At 67.1% G+C, this 13409-nt stretch carries 14 protein-coding genes; 9 read left to right on the top strand and 5 right to left on the bottom strand.

The window, feature by feature from the left end; translation table 11 throughout:
• Positions 1–7 precede the first annotated feature (7 nt).
• Together hydA and AB0F86_RS07130 are read right to left on the bottom strand one after the other, a co-directional pair.
• On the bottom strand, positions 8–1429 hold the full coding sequence (hydA, locus tag AB0F86_RS07125) for a dihydropyrimidinase (RefSeq protein ID WP_356982647.1): 1422 nt from the start codon (positions 1427–1429) through the stop codon (positions 8–10).
• Between the two features lie 16 nt (positions 1430–1445).
• Complete coding sequence (locus tag AB0F86_RS07130) at positions 1446–2288, bottom strand: nitrilase-related carbon-nitrogen hydrolase (protein WP_174550327.1); 843 nt, start codon at positions 2286–2288, stop codon at positions 1446–1448.
• Positions 2289–2409: 121 nt separating this feature from the next.
• Between AB0F86_RS07130 and AB0F86_RS07135 the strand changes: the two genes are divergently transcribed.
• The 4 genes from AB0F86_RS07135 to AB0F86_RS07150 all read left to right on the top strand — a co-directional run bounded on the left by AB0F86_RS07135 (position 2410) and on the right by AB0F86_RS07150 (position 6266).
• Positions 2410–3771: an aminotransferase class I/II-fold pyridoxal phosphate-dependent enzyme gene (locus AB0F86_RS07135; protein ID WP_356982648.1), complete on the top strand. Its 1362-nt coding sequence runs from the start codon at positions 2410–2412 to the stop codon at positions 3769–3771.
• 162 nt (positions 3772–3933) lie between these two features.
• Complete coding sequence (locus AB0F86_RS07140) at positions 3934–4815, top strand: haloalkane dehalogenase (protein WP_356982650.1); 882 nt, start codon at positions 3934–3936, stop codon at positions 4813–4815.
• Positions 4816–5103: 288 nt separating this feature from the next.
• Positions 5104–5835: a helix-turn-helix transcriptional regulator gene (locus AB0F86_RS07145; protein WP_356982652.1), complete on the top strand. Its 732-nt coding sequence runs from the start codon at positions 5104–5106 to the stop codon at positions 5833–5835.
• An 80-nt stretch (positions 5836–5915) separates the two neighbouring features.
• Positions 5916–6266 (top strand): DUF3703 domain-containing protein, encoded by a 351-nt coding sequence (locus tag AB0F86_RS07150; RefSeq protein WP_356982653.1) that lies wholly within the window; start codon positions 5916–5918, stop codon positions 6264–6266.
• A 62-nt stretch (positions 6267–6328) separates the two neighbouring features.
• Here AB0F86_RS07150 and AB0F86_RS07155 read toward each other — a convergent pair whose 3' ends face one another.
• The 3 genes from AB0F86_RS07155 to AB0F86_RS07165 form a co-directional block, all read right to left on the bottom strand.
• Positions 6329–7522: a site-specific integrase gene (locus AB0F86_RS07155; RefSeq protein ID WP_356982655.1), complete on the bottom strand. Its 1194-nt coding sequence runs from the start codon at positions 7520–7522 to the stop codon at positions 6329–6331.
• Positions 7523–7582: 60 nt separating this feature from the next.
• Complete coding sequence (locus AB0F86_RS07160; protein ID WP_067638311.1) at positions 7583–7816, bottom strand: hypothetical protein; 234 nt, start codon at positions 7814–7816, stop codon at positions 7583–7585.
• Positions 7817–7916: 100 nt separating this feature from the next.
• The gene (locus AB0F86_RS07165; RefSeq protein WP_356982656.1) at positions 7917–8606 is read right to left on the bottom strand and encodes a winged helix-turn-helix transcriptional regulator; all 690 of its coding nucleotides are present in this window, start codon (positions 8604–8606) and stop codon (positions 7917–7919) included.
• Between the two features lie 91 nt (positions 8607–8697).
• Between AB0F86_RS07165 and AB0F86_RS07170 the strand changes: the two genes are divergently transcribed.
• The 5 genes from AB0F86_RS07170 (at position 8698) to AB0F86_RS07190 (ending at position 13408) form a co-directional block, all read left to right on the top strand.
• Positions 8698–9813, top strand: a complete 1116-nt coding sequence (locus AB0F86_RS07170) for an acyl-CoA dehydrogenase family protein (RefSeq protein ID WP_356982657.1) — start codon at positions 8698–8700, stop codon at positions 9811–9813.
• Between the two features lie 458 nt (positions 9814–10271).
• Positions 10272–10916 (top strand): methyltransferase domain-containing protein, encoded by a 645-nt coding sequence (locus tag AB0F86_RS07175; RefSeq protein ID WP_356982659.1) that lies wholly within the window; start codon positions 10272–10274, stop codon positions 10914–10916.
• A gap of 138 nt (positions 10917–11054) precedes the next feature.
• Entirely contained in the window at positions 11055–12140 is a 1086-nt protein-coding gene (locus AB0F86_RS07180; protein WP_356982661.1) for a metallophosphoesterase, read from the top strand.
• A gap of 77 nt (positions 12141–12217) precedes the next feature.
• On the top strand, positions 12218–12829 hold the full coding sequence (locus AB0F86_RS07185; protein WP_356982663.1) for a class I SAM-dependent methyltransferase: 612 nt from the start codon (positions 12218–12220) through the stop codon (positions 12827–12829).
• A gap of 66 nt (positions 12830–12895) precedes the next feature.
• Entirely contained in the window at positions 12896–13408 is a 513-nt protein-coding gene (locus tag AB0F86_RS07190) for an OsmC family protein (RefSeq protein ID WP_356982665.1), read from the top strand.
• Position 13409 lies beyond the last annotated feature (1 nt).

The raw sequence follows: 13409 nt of genomic DNA on the forward strand, positions 1-13409 counted from the left end.
TGGCTCCCTAGATGAGGTATTGACAGGGGTCGCGGCGGACGAAACGTCCGTCGCCTTTGCGGCCGAGATAGGCGTTGTCGTCGACGACGACCTTGCCTCGCGAGAGCACGGTGTCGACGTGGCCGTCGACCTCGTAGCCCTCCCAGGCGGAGTGGTCCATATTCATGTGGTGGGTGGCGTCGACGCCGATGGAGGTGTGGCCGTCGGGGTCGTAGATCACCACGTCGGCGTCGGCGCCGGGGGCAAGGACGCCTTTGCGGCCGTAGAGACCGAACATGCGCGCGGGGGTGGTCGCGGTGATCTCCACCCAGCGTTCGAGGCTGATCTTGCCGTCAACCACACCCTGGTACATGAGATCCATGCGGTGTTCGACGGAGCCGATGCCGTTGGGGATCTTGGAGAAGTCGCCGATGCCCATGTCCTTCTGGCCCTTCATGCAGAAGGGGCAGTGATCGGTGGACACCATCTGCAGGTCGTTGGTGCGCAACGCCTGCCACGCTTCGTCCTGGTGGTGGTCGTGCTTGGAACGCAGCGGCGTGGAGCACACCCATTTGGCGCCCTCGAAACCCGGCGCACCCAGCTGGTCCTCCAGCGACAGGTACAGGTACTGCGGGCAGGTTTCGCCGAAGACGTTCTGGCCGCGATCGCGGGCGGCGGCGAGCTGAGCGACGGCCTGCTTGGCCGACACGTGCACCACATACAGCGGCGCGCCGGTGAGTTTGGCGAGCATGATCGCCCGGTGAGTGGCCTCTTCCTCGAGTTCCCAGGCGCGGGCGATGCCGTGGTAATAGGGGTCGGTCTTGCCCTGAGCGAGCAGCTGGCCGACGAGCACGTCGATCGCCGGCCCGTTCTCGGCGTGCATCATGGTGAGCAGGCCGGTATCGGCGCCGGTCTGCATGGCGCGCAGGATCTGGGCGTCGTCGCTGTAGAACACGCCGGGGTAGGCCATGAACAGTTTGAAGCTGCTGATGCCCTCGCCGGGCAGTTCGCGCATGGCGCGCAGGGATTCGTCGTTGACGTCGCCGATGATCTGGTGGAACGAGTAGTCGATCGCGCATTCGCCCGCGGCCATGTCGTGCCAGGTCTGCAGGCTGTCCTGGACTCGCTCACCGAATTTCTGGACGGCGAAGTCGATGATGGTGGTCGTTCCACCCCAGGCGGCGGCGCGGGTGCCGGTTTCGAAGGTGTCGGCGGCGGTGGTACCGCCGAAGGGCATCGACATGTGCGTGTGGGCGTCGATGCCGCCGGGGATGACGTACTTGCCGGTCGCGTCGATCACGCGGTCGACCGTTTCCGTCAGATTCGCGCCGAGGACGGTGCTGCCGGGTTCGAGCAGGGCGACGATGCGTTCACCGTCGATGAGCACATCGGCCGCACCACCCCCGGTCGCCGAGACGACGGTGCCGCCGGTGATCAATGTTGTTGCCACGGTGATCCTTTCCGGCTCAGGGCGCCACGATCGAGGAGTAGGAGTCGGGGCGGCGGTCGCGGTAGAACTGCCAGTCGCCACGCACCTCGCGCACCACGTCGAGGTCGATCTCGCGGATCACCAGTTCCTCGGTGCCGGTGGAAGCGACCTCGCCGACGAAATTGCCGCGCGGGTCGACGAAGTAGGAGCTGCCGTAGAAGGTCACCGCGTCATCGCCGAATTCGTCGCTCTCGGTGCCGATCCGGTTGTTGGCGGCGATGAAGTACTGATTGGCGGCCGCCGCGGCCGGCTGTTCGAGTTCCCAGAGCCGGTTGGACAGGCCGGGTTTGGTCGCCGAGGGGTTGAAGACGAGTTCGGCGCCTGCCAGGCCCAGGGCGCGCCAGCCTTCGGGGAAGTGGCGGTCGTAGCAGATGTAGACGCCGATCTTGCCGACGGCGGTGTCGAACACCGGGTAGCCGAGGTTGCCGGGCCGGAAGTAGAACTTCTCCCAGAAGCTGGGCAGGTGGGGGATGTGGTGCTTGCGGTATTTGCCCAGGTAGGTGCCGTCGGCGTCGATGACAGCGGCGGTGTTGTAGAGGACACCGGGCTGGTCTTCCTCATACACCGGCAGCACGATCACGATGTTGTGTTCACGTGCCAGGGCGGCGAACCTTTCGGTGGTGGGGCCCGGCACCGATTCGGCGTATTCGTAGTACTTCTTGTCCTGCACATTGCCGAAATACGGCCCGTAGAACAGTTCCTGGAAGCAGATCACCTGAACGCCTTCGGCGGCTGCCTGCTCGACGAACTTCTCATGTTTGGCGAGCATCGATTCTTTGTCGCCGGTCCAGGTGGCCTGTGTGATGGCTGCTTTGATGATCGTCACCGGTCGATCTCCTGCCTAGGATTTGGGTTATGTTATCGTCAGCACTAAACATTTCTTGAATGTTTCACCCAATGCCGGGAAGTGTAAATCTCGAGGGGCCGACGGCGAGGGAAAAGTGGACAAGAAGATCCGGATCGATGATCCGACGCCCGCCGGGATCGCCGGGGCGATCGCCCGGCTCATCACCAGTGGCGAGCTGCGCCCGGGTGATCGGCTCCCCACGGTGCGCGAACTGTCCGCGCAGCTAGGAGTGAGTCCGGCGACCGTGAGCCACGGGTGGCGGGCGCTGGCTCAGGCCGGGCTGGTTGTTTCCAAGGGGCGCAGCGGAACCTTCGTCACCGGGGTGCCGCGCGCTGCCCCGACGCGTGCGGGTGGGATGACCGGTGGGGCCGAGTCCGCGCGCCTGGACCTCTCGCTCGGCACGCCCGATCCGGCCCTGCTCCCCGAGATCGGGTCGCTTCTCGCACAGGTTGCTTCGCGTGCGGAGAGCACCGACTATCACCAGCCACCGGTGGTTCCCGAGCTCGGTCGGCTGCTGCAGGCCGACTGGCCGACGGGGTCGGGTGGGTTGACTGTCGTCGACGGGGCGATGGACGCGGTGGCGCGCAGCCTGGCCGCGGTGGTGCGCTTCGGTGATCGGGTGATCGTCGAGAACCCGACCTTCCCGCATTTCCTCGACTACCTCGACACCATCGGTGTGCAGGCGCTCCCGGTGGCGATGGATGAGAACGGTGTGCTGCCGGACGAATTGGCGCGCGCTCTCACGCTCGCGCCCGCCGCCGCCGTCCTGCAGCCGCGCGCCCAGAATCCGACCGGTGCGTCCATGACCGCCGAGCGCGCCGAGACGCTCGCCAGAATCCTCGGTCGCAGCGAGCATCGGTGCATGGTCGTCGAGGACGACCATTCCGGTGCGATCGTCGCCGCCGCCGATATCAGCCTCGGCCGCTGGTTACCCGACCAGGTGCTGCACGTGCGAAGTTTCTCCAAATCCCATGGCCCCGACCTGCGCATCGCCGCCCTCTCCGGACCCGAGGAGGTGATTGACCGCATCGTCGCCACCCGCATGCTCGGCCCCGGCTGGACACCGCGCATCCTGCAACGTCTGCTGTACGAACTCCTGCGTGACGACACCGCGAACGGCACTGTCTCACAAGCGCGTACGGAGTACGCCGATCGTCGACGCGCACTCACCGGTGCTTTGAGCCGGCACGGTGTGGCGGTCGCCGACGGGGACGGGCTCAATGCCTGGGTGCCGGTGACGGATGAACGCTCGGCGCTGGTTCATCTGGCGGCCAACGGTATTCGAGTGGCTCCGGGTGGTCCCTTTCTGGTGGGTGAAGAGGCAGGTCAGCCGCAGGCGGTGCGTGTGACCGTCGCGCCGTTGCGGGACGGCATCGACGACGTGGCACGAATCCTGGCCACCGCCGCCCAGCCACCTCGGCAGTCGGAGTACTTCTCATTGCATACGGGGCGTTGACGGGCCGCCCCACCCCTCTGGGTGAGTTGTCCAACTAACTCTGGACAAAACGGCAAGGCACTCGCTAACGTCTTGAATTAGTTAGGCAACTAACTGATTTGAGGTGACGCCGCCCGGCTCTGTCGGTCGGATCGCCTCCTGTCTCCACCTGAAAGGACCACCATGCCTGTCACCCGTGTACTCGACTCGACCATCTACCACCGTGAAACCGGCACCGGCGCACCGATCGTTTTCCTGCACGGCAACCCGACCTCGTCGTACCTGTGGCGCAATGTTCTACCCGGAGTCGGCGCCGGTCGGCTGCTCGCTCCGGATCTGATCGGCATGGGCGAGTCGGGGAAGCCGGCGATCGACTACAGCTTCGACGACCATGCGCGCTACCTGGATGCCTGGATCGAGGCGATGGGGTTGGACAGTGTGGTGCTCGTCGGCCACGACTGGGGTGGCGCGCTCGCCTTCGACTGGGCGGCACGCCATCCCGATCGGGTGCGCGGGGTCGCGTTCACCGAGACCATCATCAAACCCATGAGCTGGGAGGAGTTCCCCGCAGCCGGTCGGGATCTGTGGCGTGCGATCCGGACCGACGGTGTGGGCGAGTCCATCTTCCTCGAGGATTCGTTCGTCCGAGACGGGCTCGCCACCATCTCGGATCGGCTCGAGCCCGCCGACCTGGCGGTGTACCAGCGCCCGTTCCCGACGCGGGAGAGCAGAATTCCCGTGCTGCGCTTCGCCCGGTCGATGCCGCTGGACGGAACGCCGACCGATGTCGTCGCGCGCGCCGAAGCGTACGACGAATGGCTCGCGTCGAGCCCGGACGTACCGAAGCTGATGGTGAACTTCACGCCCGCCTACGGCGCGATGACCGAACCCGCCGTCATCGACTGGTGCGCGAAAACCATTTCCGCCCTGCATATTCAGCAGTACGACGAGGTCGCCGGTCACCACACTCCCGAGGATCAGCCGGACCTGCTGGCGGCCGCCATCTCCGAGTGGCTCGACCGCAATGATCTGCGGCAGGTACACCATGCCGAGGCGCTGGTCTGACCGTGCGCGCTGCGGCGCCTGTCAGCCACCTCGGCTATCCGCAGTAGGGGTGCGCGCCCCTCGGCCATCGGATCGAATGCGCCGCCCGCGGCAGCCGACTACCCGTTCGGTGCCGCTTCGAAGAAGATGGACTCACCCACATCGGCCAGTCGAAGGCGAGCGCACCACCCTGAATCGCACTAGAGGTTCCCGGGTGGGGGGCTGGTGGCATTGCCATACTTCGACCATGCAGTCTTCGCACCGCGCGGTCGGTGGCCCAGCGTGTCGGGCCGCTCCTGGGCAGAACACATGACCGGCGCGACCGGATGGACCGGGACGATGCTGTTGCGGCCCGGGTTGATGGTGCTGACAGGTGAGGTCGGAACCACGGCGCTGCACGCGCACCACACAGTGCAGATCATGCAGAGCGAGTCCGCGTTCGGTATCGGTGACGCACACGGATCGACCGCGAGCTGCCGCGCCGCGGTGATTCCGCCGAACACCAGCCACCGAGTGGTCGAGGGCACCGCCTCGGCGACATTGATCCACTTGGCGCCCGAAGCTGCGGTGGCGACCGTGGTGTGTCCCGATCCCGCGGATGCGGTCGATATCTGGGTGCGTCACGGGGCGATGTTCAGCTGCGGCTCGATCGGAATGGCTGCCCTTGTCACCGGCGCGGGCGAGCCCGACCGTAGCGCCTGGCATCCGGCGGTGCGCCGTTCCTTGGCCGATTTGCCCGGGCTCCTCGCCGACGGCCCGGTGCGACTCGGTGAACTCGCCCAGCGGGCGGGGCTGTCGGAGAGCCGACTGGCGCACCTGTTCTCGGCCGAAGTGGGGCTTCCGTTCCGTGCGTATGTGCGCTGGCTGCGGATGCAGCACGCAATCCGGCTGTTCGCCGCAGGTCGGACCCTCACCGAGGCTGCTCACGGTGCGGGATTCGCCGACAGCGCCCATCTGAACCGCGTCTGCCACAGCATGTTCGGCGCAGCCCCGTCGCACTTCGGGCAGCTGCGATTGGTGGACGAACTCGACGGCCCGTAGCAGGTTTGTTCAAGCAGGCGCCGACGTGGACAGCAACGCTGTTGGGAGGCAATCCAACTCAGGAGGTCCCCATGTCCCGCATGCCTGCCGGCGTCCGATCCGCGTTCGAAGCCGAACTGAACCGCGCTCGCCTGACCACTGATATCGACGAGATGTGGCACGCCCTCGAGCGGGCCCATATCCTGTCGCAGGAGTGGGCGTGGCCGCACACTCGCGCCCACTGGGAGATGCTCCGGCTCGCGATCCGATCCCGCGACCGCCGCGAAGTCGTCGGCCAGGTACTTCGACTCGCGTTCGGCGGCATCGCATCCGCGACCGGTCGGGCGCCACTGGGCAACAACGGTCGATCCGATGTCGGCCCGTTCACGCCGATGCCCATCCCGGAAGATCTCATGGCCATACTCTCCTCAGGTGCGACCGCAGCCCGATGACGAAGGTACGGCCGTTCGGGTGAGCGGCTCCGCGAGGCACCCGGTGCGCGTCGGTCAGCGTGTCAGAGGCCGAGTTTGGTGACGGCGTTGTCTTCGAGGGGGTTGGCGGTGCGGATGTAGCCGTGGACGGTGCGGGGGTTGGACCAGCGGCCCTGGCGCATGATTTCGCGGTCGCTGGCGCCGCCGAGGGCGGCTTGGGTGGCGAAACCGGCGCGCAGGGAGTGGCCGGAGAACAGGGCGGGGTCGAGGCCGGCGCGGGCGGCGTAGCGTTTGACCAGTTCGGCGACGGCGCGGCCGGACAGGGCGGTGGGGGCGATGGTGCCGTGCCGGTTGACGGTGGGGAACAGGGGGCGGTGGGGTTCGGCGCTCAGGGCGGTGCCGGTGAAACCGTGACAACGGTGGATGGTGGTGTCGGTGATCGGGTTCGCGGTGACCCAGGCGCGGAGATCAGCTGTGCCGGAATGGATTTCGAGGAGCTGAACCCAGTCGGCGAAGGCGCAGACGGGGCAGGTGTGCGGGTGTTTGCCGCGTGGCAGGGCGACACGCTGTTCGCTCGCGCCGGTCGGGTCGGTTTTGGTGGTCGGCAGGTGCACGATCAGCAGTGGTTCACCGGTGTGGTGATCGGTGCGTACCTGGACATCGCCGATGCGCAGGGCGGCCAGTTCGCTGCGTCGCAGCGCACCGGCGAAACCGACCAGCAGGGCGAGGGCGTCGCGGCGGCGAGCTGGTTCGGTCGGCCAGCCGGGGGGCGGGAGTTCGGCGAGGAGCTGTTCGAGGGTGTGCAGCAGGACCGGGCGTTTGCGGGTCGGTGGGGTGCGGCGGGTGCGCCGGATGCCACGCAGGGTGAGGCGCACGACGTCGGACCTGGTCGGGGACGGCAACCCGTTGGCCGCGTGCACGGCCGCGATAGCGGCGGATTTGCGGTCGAGGGTGGCGGGGCTGAACGCCCACGTGCCGTTGTCGCGGCGGGCGTCGGCGGCCGCGGCCAGATACACCGCCACGTCCAGGGGGTCGGCGGGCAGCGCCTGGCGGTGTTCGCCCGCGCACCAGCCCGCCCACGCGATCCAGTCGGTGCGGTACGCGCGCAGCGTGTTGGCCGACTGCGACGCCTCGAGATAGCGGCGCAGCGCGCCCGCTTGGTCGTCGTCGAAACGTTCACCGACGAGCCGCAGTGCGGCGGTGTCGATCAGGACGCTACGGACCCCGCGGCGTAGTTCGGTCCGGACCCGTTCGGGTAGCACGACCGCCTCGCTCACCGCAGCCCTCCTCGCCCGCGTGGTCGCCGCTGATCTACGGCGCGCCCAGCTTAATCCGGGTCAGGGCAGTTCCTCGAGTTCGGCGAGCTTGGTGTGGATGAACGCGGCGAGGCGGTGCTTGGCCGCGCCGGTGAGGAAGCTGGTGTCGCCGAGGCGAGGGAACCCGTCGTCCGCCGATGCCGCGGGTTCGGGGGTGTCGGTATCGCCGACTAGTTCGAGACGTGCCGGATGCTGCTGGGGGAGAGGAACATTCGGTTCGTCCGGTTCTGTCTGCTCTGCTCCGGTACGTACCATGACTCGAACAATAACGTTGTGGTCACGGCCGTTGCCAACACGATGGGCCACGGAGTGATAACAGACACGTTTTGTTCGGTTTTGCGTAATAAGTCCGGTTTCAGGAGGCTCGGGCCTGCTGGGCGGTCGCGCGCACGTACCCGGCGACCGGGCTCAATCGCAGTACATCGGGCATCCGGCGAGTTACCGCGAGCGGGCCGATGAACCGCACCCGTCCGGTGCGCTGGGCGTGTGCCAGCGGCAACCGACCGAGCCACACCTCGTACAAACCCGCCACGTCGGCGCTGATCGTGACATCGACCGGATACCCCGGATCCGTCTCGCACACCGACGCCGCACTGCCCTCGACCACGATCCAGAACCGGCGCGGATCGTCGGTGAACCGGACCGCGAGCACCTGACGGCGACCCGGCAGCTGCGTGGTGTCGAGACGGTTGTGCATCCACCACACGAGCAGGGCCGCGTCGCGCTCGTCGTGGCGTGGTTCGCCGAAGGTCCAGCGCGCACCCCACTCGCCGAGGCCGAACAGGATCGGTTCCAGGTCGCGACCCGCCTCGGTGAGCACGTACTCGGTGCCGAGCTTGTCGACCAGACCCGCGCGTTCGAACTGGCGCAGCCGTTTGGCCAGCAGGCTGCGCGACAGGCCGGGCAAGCCGCGGGCCAGATCGTTGAATCGGGTGGTGCCCAGGAACAGGTCGCGGGCGATGAGCAGCGACCAACGTTCACCGAGCACGTCGAGGGCACGCGAAATGGGGCAGTACTGGGCGTAGCTGGGGGTTGTGCTCGTCATCATCACCTCGCCGACAGGGTCCAGATACTGGACCGGGGGAGTCCACTTTCTGGACTATCCGGTTATCGCGCCCGTCCCTACCTTTCGAAACATGACTTCCACGATTACTTCCACAACCGACCGGGTCGCCCTGGCCCGCACGATCGGTGAAACACTGCGCACCGAGGTCGCCGAGCGCGACCGCACCGGCGAGATCTCCGTCGCCGCCTTCGACCTGCTGCGCTCCTCCGGGCTCTCGGCCGCGCTCGTTCCGGCCGAATTCGGGGGCGGTGGGGCTACGCATGACGAAATGGGGGCGGTGCTGCGTGAGCTCGGCGCCCACGATCCGTCGACGGCGGTGGCGTTCGCGATGCATTCGCATCTGGTCGCCGCGCAGGTGTGGCGGCACAAGCACGGTATCGACGCCTCCGGGGTGTTCGCGAAGGTTGTCGGTGGGGCGATTCTCGTCAGCACCGGCGCCTCGGACTGGGTGGATTCCAACGGAATGGCCGTGCCGGTGGACGGCGGATACCGGGTGAGTGCGCGCAAAGCGCCCGCGAGCGGATGCGAGGTGGGTGACGTGCTCGTCACCAGCGTCCGCCTCGAAGGGAACCAGGTGCTGCACTGTGCGATCCCCATGTCGGCAGCCGGTGTTCGGATCGAGAAGACCTGGGACACACTGGGTTTGCGGGCCAGCGGATCGCACACCGTGGTGCTCGACGACGTATTCGTACCCGAGGCGGCCGTGTCGCTGATCCGGCCCGCCGGTGCGTGGCCCACCGTGCTGAATGTCGTGCTGGGCGCCGCTCTTCCCCTGATCCTGGCCGCCTACCTCGGCATCGCCGACGCGGCGGTCGCCCTCACCGCCCACCTGCTGCGCGGGCGCGCCGACGACCACACCCTGCAAACAGCGGGCGAGATGCTCAACGCCCACACCACCGCCGACGACCTCGTCACCGCCATGTTCACCGACGCCGCCGACCTCACCTTCCCCAACACCGACGCCTACGCCGCCCGAGCCCTCAGCCGCAAAACAGTCACCGCCGAAGCCCTCATCGCCACCGTGCGCCTGGCCATCGAAACCACCGGCGGCGCCGGCTACTCCCGCACCTGCGACCTCGAACGCCTCTACCGCGACGTCCTCGGCTGCCAATTCCACCCCCTGCCCAGGCCCAAACAAACCCGCTTCACGGGACGAGTCCTGCTGGGGCACAACCCGATCGGGTAATGCGATCCCGTCCGCCTCGAACCATGTGAAAGACGATCGCCGACCTCGAGTGAAACAGAAGCCGCGCGATGCCAGCCCACCCGGATCAGCAATGACGAGGCCCTGCGGCACACTCCTCCTCCTGCCGGCGGGCAGCTCGCAGAATGAGCAGCCCGCTTGCCGGTGAGTGATCGGGCGGTGCGCCGAATGTGGTTGCGCGCGGAGGGGAGCGGCTGGTGTACTCGGGCTGTGATGATGTGTGTGCAGCAGCATTGGTGGTCGGTCCAGTAGCGGACGGCGTTGTTGTTGCATGGCCGCCTCGCGGGCGGTCGGGTGCTTGTCGTGACGACATCTGGGCGGGTCCGGGCGGCGGTCCTGGATAGAGAGGTCGACAGATGAGCGACAGCACTTCAGGTTCAGGAGCCGGTGGGTTCGGGGAGATTCTGGTCAGTTCTCGTTCGCTGGACGAGTATCGGGCGATGTTCGCGCTCAGTGAGGAGGACTTGCGGCGCCGGATTCTCGATTGTCCCGGTGGTGCTGCGGGTTTCACCGCCGAGGTGTGTGCTCGGGGTGGGGACGTGACCGCATGCGATGTCGCCTATTTCGGTGACGGATTGGCGAAGGTGGCGGCGACCGCTGTTGCCGAGGCCGAACGCGGCAACGACTTCGTTCGCGCACACGCGCAGGACTATCGGTGGGAGTTCTTCGCCGATCCCGACGCGCATCGCCGGGCACGCTCCGAGTCGGCCCGGCAGTTCGCCGCCCACAGCAGTTCGTATCCGCAACGCTACGTTCCGGGATGGTTGCCGCACCTGCCGTTCGCGGACAACAGTGTCGACCTCGTGCTGAGTTCGCACCTTCTCTTCTGCTACGCCGACGATCTCGATCCCGAATTCCATCGTCGAGCGATCGTCGAACTGCTGCGGATCGGTACCGAGCTCAGGGTGTTCCCGCTTGTCCCGATCGGTTCGTGCACCCCGTATCCACGACTGCGTGCGTTGATTTCCGAACTGGCCGACGACGGTGTCGACTGCCGGGTGGTCGACGTCGACTACGAATTCCAGGTCGGGGCCGGTCAGATGCTGATGTGTCGTCGAGCGAGAGATGGCGCGACCCGCTGTTAGAGGCAAATTCCACGACGCTAACTGGGCGATCGTCCATGTTGTTCTATTGTTCATCGAAACGCGCTGGGTGCGGTGCGGTAGCGGCCGGGGTGTTGTGCTTCGATCGAGCGGTCGGCGGGTGAACTCGGAAAGGTGAGCATGGACGAGCAGCTCAACGTGCGGTCGAACGGTGTCGGTCGGCGCGAGGTTCTCGCGGGCGCGGCCGGTGTCGTCGCGGGTCTGACGTTGGTCGGGCTCACCCCGGCCGGTGCGGTGCCCGCCGAGGTGGCGAAATTCGCGCCCACGGCAGGGCACGGTGTGCGGGTGCTGGTCACCGGTGATGCCGGGACCGGGACGCGCACGCAGTGGGCGGTGGCCGACGCGGCGCGGGAATTCCATGCGCGCGAACCGTTTTCGCTGGCTGTCGGGCTCGGCGACAATATCTACGACTCCGGCCCGAACGGGCCCGACGACATCCAGTTCGCCACGAAATTCGAAGACCCCAACACCGGCCTGGACTTCCCCTGGGCGATGGTGCTCGGCAATCACGACACCAGCTCGGTGTTTCCCGGCGACGGCGGTTGGTTGCCGCGCGGCAACCACGAGGTGGCCTATCACGCGAATTCGCCGCGCTGGTGGATGCCCAGCCGCTACTACTCGCTGCGCGTGCCCGAGGAAAACCCCGTCGTGGAGTTCTTCGTTCTCGACGTGAACCCGCTGGCTGCCTACATTCCGCCGGTGTTCGACCCGTACTGGTCGGTCGGCGGCCCCTACATGAACGAACAGCGGGCCTGGCTCGACCGCGCACTGGCCGAGTCGACCGCGCAGTGGAAGATCGCCTGCACCCACCACCCCTACCTGAGCAACGGCCCCCACGGCGACGCCGGCAATTACGAGGGCCTGCCGATCGAACCGCTCAACGGCGTCCACGCCAAACGCTTCTTCGAAGACCACGTCCTGGGCAAGGTCTCGCTGCTGCTGTCCGGCCACGACCACACCATGCAGATCCTGGAACCCACCCCCGCCACCAAAGGCACCCGCCAGATCATCTCCGGCGCCTCGGCCAAAACCTCCACCGGCCAGCCCGGCGAACCGACCGGCCGCCACAACGCCCTCTACCAAACCCATCATGAACTGGGCTTCATGGTCTTGGACCTGTACCCGGACTCGATGCGCGCCCGCGTCGTCACCGTCGACCCGGCCACCGGCTCGGGCACCCAGGTCTTCGACCGCCGCCTCGCCTGAACCGACTCGGCCTGAGCTTCGCGCTGACGCAGTACCAGGGTCTTTCCCGGCGGCTGGTCGGCGAGGATGATCGGGGGATGGGCTTCTACACCGATCGGGTTCTTCCACATCTCACCGACAAGGTATGTGGGGCGCGGGTGAACGACTCGCTGCGACAGCGGGTGTGCTCCGGGTTGCGGGGGAATGTGGTGGAGGTGGGGTTCGGTTCGGGGAACAATGTGGGGTTCTATCCCGAGACGGTGGCGCGGGTCAGTGGGGTGGAGCCTGCTGATGTGGGGTGGAAGATCGCGGCGAAAAGGGTTGCGGCCAGCCCGGTTCCGATCGAACGGGCGGGCCTGGACGGGCAGGCGCTGCCGTTCGGGGACGACAGTTTCGACACCGCGTTGTCGACGTTCACGCTGTGCACGATTCCCGACGTCGCGGCGGCGCTCGCCGAGATCCGGCGGGTGCTCGAGCCTGGTGGCACCTTGCATTTCGTCGAGCACGGGTTGGCGCCGGACGAGTCGGTTCGGGTGTGGCAGCACCGGCTCGACCCGATCCAGCAGCGGATCGCCGGTGGATGCCATCTGGCGCGCGACATCCCCGCGCTGATCGCCGGCGCCGGATTCGAAATAGTGGAACTCGACCGCTTCTACCAACCCGGCGCCCCGAAGGCCTTCGCCGCATTGTCGCTGGGCGTCGCCCGTTGAGCAGGGGTTGAAATCACGCGGAACTCATCGGTTGGCCGCGGATATCCGCGTCGATAGCGTGCGGGCATGACCAGTCACCTCGCGGCCCTGAACAGCATTTCCGAAGCGACAGCGAAAGCGGTGGCCCTCGATACGGCCAACGCGCACGTGGTGTTCCGTGCGGCGGCGACGCCCGAGGGCACGGTGGGCAGCGTGGTCACCGCACGCACCCACACCGTGCGCGTCGACGAACCGCCCGCGCTCGGCGGCGCCGACACCGCCGCCAATCCGGTGGAGGTGTATCTGGCGGCACTCGTTTCCTGCCAGGTGGTGACCTACCGATTCTGGGCCGAGCGACTCGGGATCAGCATCGACGACCTCGAGATCACCGCCGAAGGCGACCTGGATGTGCGCGGGTTCTTCGGCATCGACGACACGGTACGTGCGGGGTTCCAGGCGGTGCGGGTCGCCGTGCGGATCAACGGCCCCGAGACACCGCAGCGCTACGCCGAACTACAGGAAGCCGTCGACGCACACTGCCCCGTGCTCGACTCGACCACCGGAGCCACACCGGTGAACACCACCCTCGAGGTCGGCTGAT

Origin of the sequence: Nocardia sp. NPDC023733 (assembly GCF_040639775.1) — a bacterium.
GTDB lineage: Bacteria > Actinomycetota > Actinomycetes > Mycobacteriales > Mycobacteriaceae > Nocardia > Nocardia rosealba.

Bases quoted from the DNA above. Each gene is read 5' to 3' on its own strand.
- AB0F86_RS07165 (WP_356982656.1), bottom strand. From the start codon at position 8,606: ATGACGAGCACAACCCCCAGCTACGCCCAGTACTGCCCCATTTCGCGT.
- AB0F86_RS07140 (WP_356982650.1), top strand. From the start codon at position 3,934: ATGCCTGTCACCCGTGTACTCGACTCGACCATCTACCACCGTGAAACC.
- AB0F86_RS07185 (WP_356982663.1), top strand. From the start codon at position 12,218: ATGGGCTTCTACACCGATCGGGTTCTTCCACATCTCACCGACAAGGTA.
- AB0F86_RS07145 (WP_356982652.1), top strand. From the start codon at position 5,104: ATGACCGGCGCGACCGGATGGACCGGGACGATGCTGTTGCGGCCCGGG.
- AB0F86_RS07190 (WP_356982665.1), top strand. From the start codon at position 12,896: ATGACCAGTCACCTCGCGGCCCTGAACAGCATTTCCGAAGCGACAGCG.
- AB0F86_RS07170 (WP_356982657.1), top strand. From the start codon at position 8,698: ATGACTTCCACGATTACTTCCACAACCGACCGGGTCGCCCTGGCCCGC.
- AB0F86_RS07160 (WP_067638311.1), bottom strand. From the start codon at position 7,816: ATGGTACGTACCGGAGCAGAGCAGACAGAACCGGACGAACCGAATGTT.
- AB0F86_RS07175 (WP_356982659.1), top strand. From the start codon at position 10,272: ATGTTCGCGCTCAGTGAGGAGGACTTGCGGCGCCGGATTCTCGATTGT.
- AB0F86_RS07180 (WP_356982661.1), top strand. From the start codon at position 11,055: ATGGACGAGCAGCTCAACGTGCGGTCGAACGGTGTCGGTCGGCGCGAG.
- AB0F86_RS07150 (WP_356982653.1), top strand. From the start codon at position 5,916: ATGCCTGCCGGCGTCCGATCCGCGTTCGAAGCCGAACTGAACCGCGCT.